The sequence below is a fragment of the Vibrio sp. B1ASS3 genome, from assembly GCF_905175355.1.
Lineage (GTDB): Bacteria > Pseudomonadota > Gammaproteobacteria > Enterobacterales > Vibrionaceae > Vibrio > Vibrio owensii.
In genome coordinates this window covers 3,313,145-3,327,292 of record NZ_HG992742.1, presented here as the reverse complement: position 1 = coordinate 3,327,292, position 14,148 = coordinate 3,313,145, and the positions used below count along the sequence as shown (strand labels likewise).

Sequence of the window (14,148 nt, the reverse complement as noted above, 5' to 3'; positions counted from 1 at the left end):
AAGTAAATTATAATGGGGATATTTGGATTCTGCTGATTTTGAAACAAGGAAATCAAAATAAGTCAATAGGTTAGAAGGTAAGTGGTTGAAGATATAGGGAAATTGCTGACATTAACGCAGTAGATATCAGCAATTTATGGAGTTAATGGCCAAGATAAGAGAGCAGTCGTGAGCGATCGGGTAATGCACTCATTGCGCCTTTTTTCGTGGTTGCCAATGCGCCGCAGACATTGCCCCAACGAACCGCTTCAATTATTTTAGCTTCTTGCTGCCAATCATCATTCTGCGAGAGGAAGGCAAGTAAGCCACTGACAAATGCGTCTCCAGCTCCTGTCGTATCGACAACGTTGACAGGTATGGAATCGATCTGGTGTTGCTGACCGTTAACGATCGCTAGTGCGCCATTTTCTCCTAGGGTGATGAGTACCAGTGGAATCGAGTATTGAGCTAGCTCTGTTAACCCTTCATCAAGAGATGAAGTCTCCGTTAAATAGAGCAGCTCTTCTTCTGAAAACTTAACCACGTCGGCCAGTTTTATCGCACTCATCACAACGGGACGAATTTCTTGCGGCTGCTGCCACACTTCATAACGTAGTGACAAAGCCGTTTGTCTCTTTCAGTGCTTTCATTGCTGCTAAGGTCGTTGAGCGACTTGGCTCGTTGGCAAGGGCAATCGAACAGCAGTGAAGCCACTGTTTTGCCTCAAATGAGGGGATATCAACTAGCTGAGTGAATTGGTCTGCACTTGGCTTGACCATAAAGGTAAACGAACGCTCGCCTTGATCGTCCAGGTCAACAATCACGGTTGAGGTTCGTTGCTCAGGGTCGAGTTTGAGGCTTGTTGTATCAACATTTTCTTTGTTAAGCACATTCGCCATAAATCGGCCCAGAGGATCATCTCCGACTCGGCCAAAAAAGGCACAATTACCACCCAGGCGTGCAATACCGACGGCGACGTTAGCTGGTGCGCCACCTGGGCATTTTAGGTAGGTATGGTCGCTATCTGGAATCAGATCCACCACAGCATCACCGGTGAGCCAAACTTTGTTCATGATTCGTTCCTTACAAAGGCGCCCATCGGAGCATAGCAAGATGGGCTAGGTCATTGGTGCACCTAGGGGGCGGTGCACCAACGAATTTATGGTTGTTGACTATTTTTTACCGGGTTGTAGATGCGAGTCAGGACAAAAGCGGTCGCAAACGCACTCGCAATAACCGTTAGATAGCCTAAAACTGCTGTTAATGATTGCGAGTAAAGTAAGATACCCGGAATGAAGGTGATGCCCATACCAGTTGCACTGATGTTTAGCACGTAAGTCACTAAGCCACCCACGGCGCCACCGGCCATACCAAACATAAACACTTTGCCGTATTGAAGGTTTACACCAAAGAGTAGCGGTTCAGTGATACCAAACAGTGTCGACATAGAGGCGCTGTAAGCATTACCTTTCTTGATCTTGTCTTTTAGTAGCGTTGCCACCGCGATAGCTGCACCAAATTGACCAGCCATTGAAGCCGTACCTAGTGGCTGAAGTGGGTTTACACCTGTTTCATTCAGTAGGCCGATTTCAATTACACCTAGTGCGTGGTGCAAACCTGTGATAACGATCATCTGCTGTACAGCACCATAAAGGATGTAACCTAGACCAAGTGGTAGGTCGAGAGCCATGCGCACCAGTGATGTACAGCCGTGTTCAATGGTTTGTAGGATTGGGCCAAAGCCGAACAGGATGACGAACACAGCAATAGTGATGGTCAAAAATGGCGTAAAGACTAAGTCCATACTGGCTGGAATAAAGCGGCGTAGGTTGCGCTCTAAGTAAGAGGCAAACCAACCAGCAAAGATTGCAGGTAGTACCGTACCTTGGTAACCGACCAGTGGGAAGTTGATACCAAGCAGATTGACCATCATCGGCTCTGCACCACCATTGGCGACCACCCAAGCATTAGGCAGTTGCGGTGCAACCATCATCAAGCCCACAACAATGGCGATAATGGCATTGCCTCCAAATTTCTTTGCCGCAGAATAAGCGATTAAAACGGGTAAGAAGGCAAAGGCGGTGTCGGTCAGCATGCTAAACAGCGCAAGTGTCTCTGGTGAGAAGTTAACGCCTGAGTGCAGCATCATGCCACGTAAACCCATCAATAAGCCGGTGGTGACCAGCGCTGGGATCAGCGGGATCAAAATATCAGCTAGAGTACGAACGATTTTTTGGCTTGCTGTCATATCGGCAAACGCGTCCTTTTTGAAGTCGCTAGTTTCAAACTCGCCACCCAAGGCACGCTTGAGCGAATCATAGACATGAGAAACTTTGCCAGTACCAATAATGAACTGGTGTTGGCCTGACTGATAAAAGTAACCGCTGATTTGGTTAATCTCTTTGGCTTTATCAGTATTGACCTTGTCATTGTCTTTAAGGATGAGGCGCAGGCGCGTAGCACAATGCTCAGCGTTGCGGATGTTGTCTAGGCCCCCGATACTATCCAGTATCTCGTTTACGGTAGCGTCATAATTCATTCTGTTCACCACTTTATTATATTGTAAGGTAGGTTAGCTGGGTATCGAGGTCTGCACCTTTTTCAGTCGATATAGTTAGCTGGTGGTTTTCTTGCTCAGGGAAGAAAAGACAGGTAAATACATCTCGGCCATCATTAATATAAATTTCAATAATGCTTTGATCGCAAATTAAATGAATATTATTAATGTCGTAGTCTGTTTGGTGTTGACGTTTATTTCCATACTCCCAATCTTGGGTATGATGGTCATATAACGCTCTATCTAAAGTAATGGTGTTATTATTGATAGTCAGCGTTAACTCTTTACCACTTTGTGTGTTCAAAGAAATGGTTATATTCTTCTCATTAGATAAGTTATTAACTTCTAGAGAAAAAGATAAACTTTCTAGTTCAACTCCTTGATGTTTTGATTGATATCCATTTTGTTTTATTAATGAATCGGAATTAATAATGCTTGGTCGTTGAATTAATCGACTATTTTCAACGGCTAGTTCTCTAGTGAGCGTCAAGCAGTTAATCCAACCCTGTTGTTCGCTAGGCAAGTGGTCATCTGTCCCTGCCCACGCAATCAGTGTTTGTTTTTCTGGTGCATTGGCCATGGTTTGCGGCGCATAGAAATCAAAACCGCGGTCGAGTTCATCCCAATGGTTGACGGTGAACGTGAGCTGATCGAAATCCACTCGGCCCAAGCAGTAAATAACATTGAACTTGTTATGGAATCGGGTTCCATCAGCCGTCACGCCTTGTGGAGAAAAGATCAGTACATCATGACCATCGACTTCCAGAAGATCAGGGCACTCATACATGTAGGCATCAAGAAAGTCGCCATTGACTTGAATATCCAGCGTCCCTTTGAGTTCCCAGTTGAGCAAGTCAGCCGATTGGTACACGATGATCTCACCACTTAAATCGGACTCTCGCTGAGCGCCTAGCAGCATAAAGTAGCGGCTACCACGTTTAACGATTTTTGGATCGCGCACATGGCCGGTGTAGCCAACTGGTACCGATTCAATCACCGGATTTAGAGCGTGCTTAGTCACCTGATTGTTTTTATCTAAGATCGCTAAACATTGGTTGGCATCGCGTTCATCACCGCGCTTAACATTACCGGTGTAGAATAGGTAAGAGCAGTCATTTTCAACCATAGCGCCACCTGAATAAGCACCATGAGACTCATAACTTTCTAATGGGGTTACTTTTGAACCATGCTCTGTCCAATTTAATAAATCATCAGAGGTTAAATACATCCAATGTTTCATTCCATGGTAAGTATCAAATGGAAACCATTGGTAAAATAAGTGATATTGGTTATTAAAATAACAAAAACCATTGGGGTCATTTAATAACCCGTGTGGTGGGCTAATATGAAATAATGGGCGAAATAAAGTGTTTGATTTTATTTCTTCAAACTTTTTATTATCTAATGCCGTTGCCGTGTTGATGGTTTTATATTTTTGTTCTTGCACGTTACTTACCTAATAACCTTGGGTTGAAGAAATCATAGAGAGCTTGATAAGGGGTGAAAATAGCGCCGCACTTTTATTCACTCAATTTGACGGCATTTTGAACAAATAGAGAATAGGTTGTGATGTAACACAAAGTCTTGTTACATGATGAGGGTTAATATATGACGTCGATTTATAGAAAGTTTGGATGAAAGAGCAATGACGATTCGTGATGTAGCCAAAAAGGCAGGAGTCTCTATTGCTACGGTGTCTAGAGTGCTTAATGGTAGTGAGCGTGTTTCTGTTGAAGCACAGCAAGCGGTAGAGTTGGCGATGACAGAGCTGAATTATCAAAAGCCTCCGCAGAAGCGCAAAAAGCCAACCAAACTGTTTGCCGTCATTGTGCGCAATATGTCTAACCCGTTTTTTTCACAACTGGTCGATGTATTGGAAGAGGAAGCGTACAAGCATGGCCGCAGCTTACTGTTGTTTAATAGCCGCAATAACCTTCAGCTAGAAAAGACCTTTTTGTCTGAGTGTATTAATCACAAAGTGGATGGGGTATTTCTTGTCCCTCGATCACTGAAAGAGGAACACTTAGCGCCATTGAAAGCGTTGCCTTTTCCGGTGGTATTGCTGACAGCAACCGCACCCGGCACCATTAGTATTGGTACTCATCATCAGCATGGCGGAGAGCTAGCTGCGAAACACTTTGTTCAGCAGGGCTATCGGAAGCTGGGTTACATCGGAGCCAGTGATACAAAGTCTGATCGACTGATCGGTTATCAAAACGAGTTGTCTAGGCTAGGGAAAGAGTTGCCAATGGAATCGGTTCTTGCTCCGTATGATTCCGACTCTTTACGTGATTACATTGAAAGGTGGATCACTCAAAACAATCAGCCTATCGAGGCAGTGTTTTGCTCCGATGATATTTCTGCCAGCCATTTGCACAATGCACTGCAAGAGCAAAAGGTGAGTCATAGGGTCGACATCATAGGTTTTGATGACACCTTTATTGCTCAGTCTCTTGGTTTCTCAAGTATTAAACAGCCAATTAGAAAAATTGCTTTATTGGGTTTTGATATGATGATTGAAGCGATTCAGCAAGGAGAGTTGGCGCAGCGCTTGGTGCTACTAGAGCCTACGTTGTCGGTTAGAAGTCACCCTTCATTGCAAGCGGTGTCTCGTCGACCTGAAATCTTGCGTAACGATTAGCAAGCATCATCACGCTATCAAGAGCTACATATTTATAGGGGCAGTTGATTTAGCGTGATGACATCGATGTGATTAATCGACTTCCTCGGGCTCAACTTCTTCTTGAAGCTCAAGCAAGTTAATCGCAATCGCGACAAAGTCACTATCTGTAATGATGCCAACTAAATGACCTTTCTCCACCACAGGCAAGCAACCGACTTTATGTTTTTGCATGTAAATCGCACTTTCCTTTAGGCCAGCTTGCGGGGAAACCGACATTACGCTGGTTTTCATCACATCGAAAAGTGGCGTGTTGAGTGTGTAAGACTGGCTTTCTGGGAGCTTTTGTAAGCTGGATTCTTGAGCGGAGAGTACATCTCGCTGAGATACGACGCCGAGTAGTTTTCTATCTGAGTCAATGATTGGAACGTGGCGAATATCGAGCGCTTCCATCATGCTTTTTGCATCGGCGAGATTGTGAGAGCGAAGAAGCGTATGAGGGTTACGCGTCATCATTTCTTCTACCTTAATCATGGCTGCCTCCTGAGTTATTATTCTTTGCTCTTTAAATATAGTAATTTTCTTCGACTGAGTTTGAGAGCTAAACCTGTTTTTACTGCTATAACCGCGACTTTTTTGCGGTAAATCAACTGGCGAATAATTCAGCACAAAAATAGATGCGCTTTAGAGCAAAACAGCGCAAATGATTACAATAATTCACATCTCTTTTCTTGCTATTGCTCGCACGGACAATATACTAGTCGGCTGCGAAAAACTCGTCGTCTGTTTGTGACAGAATCAGTTCGACTTCCATCACGACATAAGAAACCACGACTAAAGATTAGTAACATGCAAGTATCAGATTTTCACTTTGATTTACCCGATGAGCTTATTGCTCGTTACCCTCAGCCAGAGCGCACTGCAAGCCGTTTACTGCAAATGGATGGCAACAGCGGTGAGCTAACCGATGGCACGTTTACCGATGTACTAGATCAAGTACAACCGGGTGACTTAGTGGTATTCAACAATACTCGAGTGATTCCTGCACGTATGTTTGGTCGCAAAGAGTCAGGCGGTAAGCTTGAAGTGCTTGTAGAACGAGTACTTGATGAGAAGAGTATTCTAGCGCACGTTCGCTGCTCTAAATCTCCAAAGCCAGGCTCGACTATTTTTATCGGTGAGAACGACGAATATTCAGCGGAAATGGTGGCTCGTCATGATGCACTATTCGAGCTGAAGTTTAACGCAGAACAAAACGTATTAGCGGTACTGGAAGAGATCGGTCACATGCCACTTCCACCTTACATTGACCGCCCAGATGAAGACTCTGATAAAGAGCGTTACCAAACGGTTTATAATGAAAAGCCGGGTGCAGTAGCTGCTCCAACAGCAGGTCTTCATTTTGATGAACCTTTGCTTGAGAAGATCAAAGCCAAAGGCGCTGAGTTTGCGTATGTGACTTTGCACGTTGGTGCAGGTACTTTCCAGCCAGTAAAAGTGGATGATATCCATGAGCACCACATGCACGCTGAGTATGTTGAAGTACCTCAGGAAGTCGTCGATGCAATTAATGCGACGAAAGCGCGTGGTGGCCGTATTATCGCAGTGGGTACAACATCGGTACGTTCGCTAGAAAGCGCAGCGCAAGATGCGATTAAGAAGGGAACAGTGTTGGTTCCTTTCTTTGGTGATACCGAGATCTTCATCTACCCAGGCTACGAATATCAGTTAGTGGATTGTCTAATCACTAACTTCCACCTGCCAGAGTCAACGCTAATCATGTTAGTGAGCGCTTTTGCAGGTTATGACAATACAATGAACGCGTATAAGCACGCTGTAGAGAACAAGTACCGCTTTTTCTCGTATGGCGATTCAATGTTCATCAAAAAGAAAACTGTATAGATTACTTTGAGAGATTCCTGACATCTCGTACCTCGATTCAGGAATGACAAACGTTGGCTTTGAGAGCCTAATATGTCATTCGATGAATGAGGCACTCAAACTCCGTCATTCCATAGAGTGAGCGAGTAGGGAATCTCTTATGTTCAGCATTGAGCTGAACGCAAACAATTTACGAGTGCTAGCAGTAAGCTAGGAAGCAGAATAATCAGTTATTCTGCATCTCGCATGGAAGGCGACCGCTCCTCATAGAGCTAAAAGCTCTGAACTTAATGTCAGACTGTTTCTCTGACAACCGGAGGCTTCGTGAAGTTAAAATTCGATCTTAAGAAAAAAGACGGTGTTGCGCGTCGTGGTCAACTGACCTTTGAACGTGGCACAGTTCAAACACCAGCATTCATGCCGGTAGGTACTTACGGTACTGTTAAAGGTATGACTCCTGAAGAAGTAAAAGGCACAGGTGCTGAAATTCTTCTTGGTAACACGTTCCACCTATGGCTACGCCCGGGTCAGGAAGTCATGAAAATGCACGGTGACCTGCACGATTTTATGAACTGGCAAGGTCCTATTCTTACTGATTCAGGCGGTTTCCAAGTATTCAGTCTAGGTAAGATGCGTACTATCACTGAGCAAGGTGTACATTTCCGTAACCCTGTAAACGGTGACAAGATCTTCATGGACGCTGAAAAGTCGATGGAAATCCAAAAGGACCTAGGTTCTGACATCGTAATGATCTTCGACGAGTGTACGCCATACCCAGCGACACACAACGAAGCGAAAAAATCGATGGAAATGTCACTACGTTGGGCACAACGCTCACGTGATCACTTCGATAAGCTAGAAAACCCGAACAACCTATTTGGTATCGTTCAAGGTGGTGTTTACGAAGATCTACGTGATGTGTCTATCAAAGGCCTGACGGAAATCGGCTTTGATGGTTACGCAGTTGGTGGCCTTGCAGTAGGCGAACCGAAAGAAGACATGCACCGTATTCTTGAGCACACATGTCCACAACTTCCAGAAGACAAGCCTCGTTACCTAATGGGCGTAGGCAAACCGGAAGATTTGGTTGAAGGTGTTCGTCGTGGTATCGACATGTTTGACTGTGTAATGCCAACGCGTAACGCGCGTAATGGTCACCTGTTTGTGACTGGTGGTGTGATCAAGATCCGTAATGCGAAACATAAAACGGATACAACTCCGCTAGATCCGCATTGTGACTGTTACACTTGTCAGCACTACAGCAAATCGTACCTTCACCACCTAGAGCGTTGTAACGAAATCCTAGGTGCTCGTCTGAACACTATCCACAACCTGCGCTACTACCAGCGTCTGATGGAAAGCATTCGTAAGGCGATTGATGAAGATCGTTTCGATGAGTTCGTTACTGAGTTCTATGAGCGTCGTGGTCGTGAAGTACCACCGCTGGCAAAAGAGCAGTAATTGACAGATTAAAAGAATTAAAGCCTTTGGCATGTTGCCAGAGGCTTTTGCTAATAAAGTAGGCTAACGTACGTTATTTTTGAGAAGGTGATCTCTATTACTCACTCTCAAACTTGAATCTAAATTACGAAAGCCCAACTTGTTGGATTATCAATAAAATATAATGAGGATGTTTTAATGTTTATTTCTCAAGCTCACGCAGCAGCAGAAGGCGCACCAGCAGGCGGCGGTTTTGAAATGCCAATCATGCTAGGCATGTTCGCGGTGATCTTCTACTTCATGATCTACCGTCCACAATCTAAGCGTGTTAAAGAACACAAGAACCTAATGTCTTCTATGGGCAAAGGTGATGAAGTTCTAACAAGCGGTGGTCTAGTGGGTAAAATCACTAAGATTGCTGAAGACAACGATTTCATTTCAATTGAGCTAAACGCAAACAATGAAGTTGTAATCAAGAAAGACTTCGTAACTGCAGTGCTACCAAAAGGTACGCTGAAGTCTCTATAAAACAGCTAAAGGATCCTCGCTGTGCTAAACCGTTATCCATTATGGAAGTACTTGATGGTATTTTTTGCCATCATCACCGCTGCGTTGTACGCACTTCCAAATATCTACGGTGAAGATCCGGCTATTCAAGTTACAGGGGCGCGTGGCGCCTCTGTAGATATGTCAACGCTGGATGCTGTCACCAAAGCTCTTGATAAAGAGCAACTCTCTCATAAATCCATTGCTCTCGAGAATGGATCAATCCTTGTTCGTTTCAATGACACTGACACTCAAATCAGTGCCCGCGATATCATCAGCGAAGCGCTTGGCCAAGATAAAATTGTTGCACTAAACCTTGCTCCTGCTACGCCAGATTGGCTAGAAGCAATCGGTGCGTCGCCACTTAAACTAGGTCTTGACCTACGTGGTGGTGTTCACTTCCTAATGGAAGTCGACATGGACGCGGCGATGGAGAAGTTGGTTGGTCAACAAGAAGAAGCTTTCCGTAGCGAACTTCGTGAAGCTAAGATCCGTTACCGTGCAATCCGTCCTTCTGGTACAGAAGGTGTGGAAGTATTGCTACGTAACGAGGAGCAACTAGCGGAAGCGAAAGCAACGCTAGAAAAGAATCACCCAGACATGAACTTTGTCGACTCTGATTCTAATGGTCGTTACGCGTTGATTGCCACCTTTACCGAGCAACGTTTACAAGAGATACGTAACTACGCAGTTGAACAAAACATCACGATTCTTCGTAACCGTGTAAACGAACTGGGTGTTGCTGAGCCACTGGTTCAACGTCAAGGTGCTAGCCGCATCGTAGTTGAACTACCTGGTGTTCAAGACACAGCTCGTGCGAAGGAAATTCTAGGTGCTACGGCAACACTAGAGTTCCGCGAAGTTGACGATAAAGCTGACCTATCAGCGGCGGCAAATGGTCGCGCGCCAGCAGGTAGCGAAATCAAGATGGACCGTGATGGTCGTCCAGTTGTGCTTAAGAAGCGCGTTATTCTTGGTGGTCAAAGCATCACCGATGCAAGCTCAAGTGTTGATGAATACGGTCGTCCACAAGTTAACATTTCGCTAGACAGCGAAGGTGGTAACAAGATGTCTGCGTTCTCTAAGAAGAACATCGGTAAGCTAATGGCTACCGTATTTGCAGAATACAAAGACAGTGGTCGTCGTACGCCTGAAGGCAAAGTTATCCTTGATAAGCACGAAGAAGTCATCAACCAAGCAACGATTCAATCGGCTCTTGGTCGTAACTTCCGTATCACAGGTATCGACTCTGCAGCAGAAGCGCACAACCTAGCACTTCTACTACGTGCTGGTGCACTGATCGCACCTATCTCTATCGTTGAAGAACGTACCATTGGTCCATCAATGGGTCAGCAAAACATCGATATGGGTATCCAAGCATGTATCTGGGGTATGGTTGCGGTAATGCTGTTTACGCTGCTTTACTACCGTGGCTTCGGTCTGATTGCTAACATCGCGTTGATGGCCAACTTGGTTCTTATCATTGGTGTTATGTCGATGATTCCAGGTGCTACCATGACGCTGCCAGGTATTGCCGGTATTGTATTAACCGTCGGTATGGCGGTCGATGCGAACGTGCTGATATTTGAGCGTATCCGTGAAGAACTTCGAGATGGACGCAGTCCACAACAAGCGATTCACCAAGGTTACGCGAACGCATTCAGTACCATTGCCGATGCGAACATCACAACACTTATCACAGCAATCATTCTATTTGCAGTGGGTACAGGTGCGGTGAAAGGTTTCGCGGTAACACTATCTATCGGTATCTTAACTTCAATGTTCACCGCTATTGTGGGTACACGTTGTATCGTGAACCTGATTTACGGTGGCAAACGCGTTGATAAATTGTCGATCTAAGGCTGGGAATTAATATGTTTCAAATTCTAAAAGCAGAAAACACGATCGGCTTTATGCGTTGGTCGAAAGTCGCGTTCGTATTCTCTATCGTTATGATCGCTGCTTCTATCTTCACGCTATCAACCAAATGGTTGAACTGGGGCCTGGACTTTACTGGCGGTACGCTTATCGAGGTAGGTTTTGAACAACCTGCAAACCTTGAAGAGATTCGTGCAGCACTAGATTCAAAAGGCTTCGGCGATGCGACAGTACAAAACTTTGGTAGTGCTCGCGATGTAATGGTTCGTCTTCGTCCTCGTGACGATATGTCTGGTGAAACACTAGGTAACCAAATCATTGGTGCTATCAAAGAAGGTACGGGCGAAAGCGTAGAAATGCGTCGTATTGAGTTCGTAGGTCCAAACGTTGGTGATGAGCTAACAGAAGCGGGCGGTCTAGCGATTCTTGTATCGCTGATCTGTATCCTGATCTACGTATCGATGCGATTCGAATGGCGTCTAGCGGCTGGTGCGGTAATGGCACTAGCACACGATATCATTATCACGCTGGGTGTCTTCTCACTTATGCAAATCGAAGTTGACCTTACCATCGTAGCGGCGCTACTCACGGTTGTTGGTTACTCGCTCAACGATACCATCGTTGTATTCGACCGGATTCGTGAAAACTTCCGTAAGATGCGTAAGGGTGAACCTTCAGACATCATGGATGCGTCAATCACTCAAACATTGAGCCGTACATTGATTACGTCGGGTACAACCTTGTTCGTAGTAATTGCACTGTTCATGCAGGGTGGTGCGATGATTCACGGCTTCGCAACCGCACTTCTACTTGGTATCACGGTAGGTACTTACTCTTCTATCTACGTAGCATCAGCACTAGCGCTGAAACTGGGTATCCAGAAAGAGCACTTGATGCCACCTCAAGTAGAAAAAGAAGGTGCAGAGTTCGACGAGATGCCATAAGGCAGATTGAGGACCGAAAACAAAAACCGCTGAGCAGTCAGCGGTTTTTTTATGTCTGAAGAAACTTGTATAAGTGCCGTTTGAATCGGTTAATGAATTTCAGATATAAAAATGTATGGTCCGCCCCGTTATTGCAACTACAATTTAGTAATAACGGAGTTGGTTTGCGCTAATGTATTCGGAGTCCACGTTGGGAACATTAACTTCCCGCTCCACGATGATATCCGCGCCAGATTATCCTTAAAAGCCCCAAAGCAACTAGGTGCTATTTTTTGTATCAGGTTACTAATCTGGCCGATCGACCGTTTTTGTCATCACGTTCATTGGCGTTGCAAACTTGGTTATGGCTATACAGCCTTAAAAGCTTGGCGGTGGTACAACACCGCCCAAGCTATTCTTGCTAGCTTATTGGCAAGTGCGACTACCACTACATTAAACGGCTTTGTTGCTCGTAAATTGACTAACCAATCTCCAAACACTTTTCCTGTTGTTTCTATCCTAGATAGCACGGACCTCGCTCCATGTATAAATAGAGCGCGAAGGTGTTTGTTCCCTCGTTTACTCATGCCTAATAACTTTGATTTGCCACCCGTTGAATACTGCCTTGGAACGAGTCCTAGCCATGCGGCCATCTCGCGACCTCCACCAAAGTTTGAAGGAGAACTGATATTAGCCACACACAGCGTTGCTGTTAAATCACCAATACCAGGAATACTCTTCAAAAGCTCGGCATTTTCATTATTTTCAGTAATTGCTTTCAGTTTTCTATCTTGAGTAGATACTTGCTCATTTAGGTATTTATAGTGCTCATGAATCGAGAGCAACTCAGCGACCAGACTCGGTGGTAGTTTTATATCTTGCTCGGCCAACCACTGAAATAGCGCTTTCATCTTGGCATGGCCTTTAGGAAAACTCAGCCCAAACTCAAGTAGTATTGCTCCAATTCGGCTCATACAAGCCGTTCGTTCTTTGATATAACCATCCCTCACTCGATGGATAGCTGCGATTACCTGAGCTTCCTCTGACTTGGCAGAGACAAATCTCATGCTTGGTCGACTCGCTGCTTCTGCTATCGCAGCTGCATCAATAAAGTCGTTCTTGTTACCTTTGACGTAAGGTTTTACATATTGAGGCGGGATAAGTCGAACTCGATGCCCATAGGCTTCACACTTTCTCGCAAGCCAGTGAGCACCACCACAGGCTTCAAAAGCGATGATGGTAGGTTCAAGTACAGATAAGAAACGAAGTAGTTGGATTCGACTAAACTTACGGCGAATAACGTCTTTGCCAGTGTGATTGTTACCAACCGCATGAAAGCAGTGCTTGCCTAAATCGATACCTAAGATGTGAATGGTAGACATATGGTTCACCTCGTTCTGAGAGCCTACTCTAAGCGTAGGGCTTGAGAGTGAGGCGGACCATATAATTAGCCCCGCTCAATGAGCGGGGCTATTCAAAAGTCATCAGCGTGACGGGCTTAGCATGACTTTAGAATCTTACTTAAGGATCGCGCTGTTGCCGTTTTCGCGAACGTGCTTAAGAAGAGATTTCACGCCACGAGCGCTAGAAGCAACAATGTTACCAGACTTCATGTAGTCAGTACCGCCAGCGAAGTCAGTTAGGATTGCGCCAGCTTCACGAGCGATAAGCTCGCCTGCAGCCATTTGCCAAGGTTTTAGACCTAGCTCGAAGTAACCATCTACACGGCCAGCAGCCACGTAACATAGGTCAAGAGCAGAACAACCGCTACGACGGAAGTCAGCACACTCAGTGAATAGAGAACCTACGATCTTGATGTAAGATTCAGAGTGTTGCTTCTGTTTGAATGGGAAACCAGTCGCTAGAACAGTACCGTGTAGGTCTTTAAGTTGAGTAACACGGATACGAGCGTTGTTTAGTTGAGCGCCAGCACCGCGTTGTGCAGTGAATAGCTCGTTTTGCATTGGATCGTATACACAAGCTACTTCAGTTTTACCTTTGAAGCGAACCGCGATAGATACTGCGAAAGTTGGATAACCTTTTACAAAGTTATTAGTGCCATCCATTGGGTCGATGATCCATTGTACGTCTTTATCTTTACCTTCGATAAGACCAGCTTCTTCAGAAACGATACAGTGCTCTGGGTAAGAGTGCTTGATAGTATCGATAATGATAGCTTCTGCTTCTTTGTCTACGTTAGTAACAAAGTCATTAGTGCCTTTTAGCGTAGATTCAATTTTATCTGTGTTTTCTAATGATTTAGCAATATGATTGCCTGCTTTTCGCGCAGCGCGAATAGCAATGTTTAGCATTGGATGCATACG

The 14,148-nt window shown here is 45.0% G+C and carries 11 protein-coding genes and 1 pseudogene; 6 read left to right on the top strand and 6 right to left on the bottom strand.

What is annotated here, in order from left to right:
• Positions 1-142: 142 nt before the first annotated feature.
• The 3 genes and pseudogenes from KJB05_RS15080 to KJB05_RS15070 form a co-directional block, all read right to left on the bottom strand.
• A pseudogene (locus KJB05_RS15080) lies at positions 143-1,052 on the bottom strand (aminoimidazole riboside kinase).
• Between the two features lie 86 nt (positions 1,053-1,138).
• The gene (locus KJB05_RS15075; protein ID WP_208445715.1) at positions 1,139-2,518 is read right to left on the bottom strand and encodes a PTS transporter subunit EIIC; all 1,380 of its coding nucleotides are present in this window, start codon (positions 2,516-2,518) and stop codon (positions 1,139-1,141) included.
• 16 nt (positions 2,519-2,534) lie between these two features.
• The gene (locus tag KJB05_RS15070; RefSeq protein WP_208445714.1) at positions 2,535-3,983 is read right to left on the bottom strand and encodes a glycoside hydrolase family 32 protein; all 1,449 of its coding nucleotides are present in this window, start codon (positions 3,981-3,983) and stop codon (positions 2,535-2,537) included.
• Between the two features lie 198 nt (positions 3,984-4,181).
• On the opposite strand from KJB05_RS15070, the gene KJB05_RS15065 reads away from it, so the two are divergent.
• Positions 4,182-5,177 (top strand): LacI family DNA-binding transcriptional regulator, encoded by a 996-nt coding sequence (locus KJB05_RS15065; protein WP_208445713.1) that lies wholly within the window; start codon positions 4,182-4,184, stop codon positions 5,175-5,177.
• Positions 5,178-5,249: 72 nt separating this feature from the next.
• Here KJB05_RS15065 and KJB05_RS15060 read toward each other — a convergent pair whose 3' ends face one another.
• Positions 5,250-5,690, bottom strand: a complete 441-nt coding sequence (locus tag KJB05_RS15060) for a CBS domain-containing protein (RefSeq protein ID WP_208445712.1) — start codon at positions 5,688-5,690, stop codon at positions 5,250-5,252.
• Between the two features lie 315 nt (positions 5,691-6,005).
• Here KJB05_RS15060 and queA point away from each other — a divergent pair, with 315 nt between their 5' ends.
• From queA to secF, 5 genes are all read left to right on the top strand, one after another.
• The gene (queA, locus tag KJB05_RS15055; protein WP_208445711.1) at positions 6,006-7,058 is read left to right on the top strand and encodes a tRNA preQ1(34) S-adenosylmethionine ribosyltransferase-isomerase QueA; all 1,053 of its coding nucleotides are present in this window, start codon (positions 6,006-6,008) and stop codon (positions 7,056-7,058) included.
• Positions 7,059-7,361: 303 nt separating this feature from the next.
• A complete protein-coding gene (gene tgt / locus KJB05_RS15050; RefSeq protein ID WP_208445710.1) occupies positions 7,362-8,498 on the top strand; it encodes a tRNA guanosine(34) transglycosylase Tgt in 1,137 nt (378 codons plus the stop codon).
• Between the two features lie 177 nt (positions 8,499-8,675).
• The gene (gene yajC / locus KJB05_RS15045) at positions 8,676-9,005 is read left to right on the top strand and encodes a preprotein translocase subunit YajC (protein WP_208445709.1); all 330 of its coding nucleotides are present in this window, start codon (positions 8,676-8,678) and stop codon (positions 9,003-9,005) included.
• Between the two features lie 21 nt (positions 9,006-9,026).
• Positions 9,027-10,883, top strand: coding sequence for a protein translocase subunit SecD (gene secD / locus KJB05_RS15040; RefSeq protein ID WP_080637354.1), 1,857 nt, complete (start codon positions 9,027-9,029; stop codon positions 10,881-10,883).
• Between the two features lie 14 nt (positions 10,884-10,897).
• Positions 10,898-11,845 carry a protein translocase subunit SecF gene (gene secF, locus KJB05_RS15035; protein ID WP_005440322.1) on the top strand — a complete coding sequence of 316 codons (948 nt, stop codon included), beginning with the start codon at positions 10,898-10,900 and terminating at the stop codon, positions 11,843-11,845.
• Positions 11,846-12,192: 347 nt separating this feature from the next.
• On the opposite strand, the gene KJB05_RS15030 is transcribed toward secF, so the two are convergent.
• Positions 12,193-13,206, bottom strand: a complete 1,014-nt coding sequence (locus KJB05_RS15030) for an IS110 family transposase (RefSeq protein ID WP_213053086.1) — start codon at positions 13,204-13,206, stop codon at positions 12,193-12,195.
• A 135-nt stretch (positions 13,207-13,341) separates the two neighbouring features.
• Positions 13,342-14,145 (bottom strand): inositol-1-monophosphatase, encoded by an 804-nt coding sequence (suhB, locus tag KJB05_RS15025; protein ID WP_005440321.1) that lies wholly within the window; start codon positions 14,143-14,145, stop codon positions 13,342-13,344.
• Positions 14,146-14,148: the final 3 nt, after the last annotated feature.

Coding starts and splice junctions, on each gene's coding strand:
- KJB05_RS15075 (WP_208445715.1), bottom strand. CDS start 2,518: ATGAATTATGACGCTACCGTAAACGAGATACTGGATAGTATCGGGGGC.
- KJB05_RS15065 (WP_208445713.1), top strand. CDS start 4,182: ATGACGATTCGTGATGTAGCCAAAAAGGCAGGAGTCTCTATTGCTACG.
- KJB05_RS15060 (WP_208445712.1), bottom strand. CDS start 5,690: ATGATTAAGGTAGAAGAAATGATGACGCGTAACCCTCATACGCTTCTT.
- queA (WP_208445711.1), top strand. CDS start 6,006: ATGCAAGTATCAGATTTTCACTTTGATTTACCCGATGAGCTTATTGCT.
- yajC (WP_208445709.1), top strand. CDS start 8,676: ATGTTTATTTCTCAAGCTCACGCAGCAGCAGAAGGCGCACCAGCAGGC.
- secF (WP_005440322.1), top strand. CDS start 10,898: ATGTTTCAAATTCTAAAAGCAGAAAACACGATCGGCTTTATGCGTTGG.
- KJB05_RS15030 (WP_213053086.1), bottom strand. CDS start 13,206: ATGTCTACCATTCACATCTTAGGTATCGATTTAGGCAAGCACTGCTTT.
- suhB (WP_005440321.1), bottom strand. CDS start 14,145: ATGCATCCAATGCTAAACATTGCTATTCGCGCTGCGCGAAAAGCAGGC.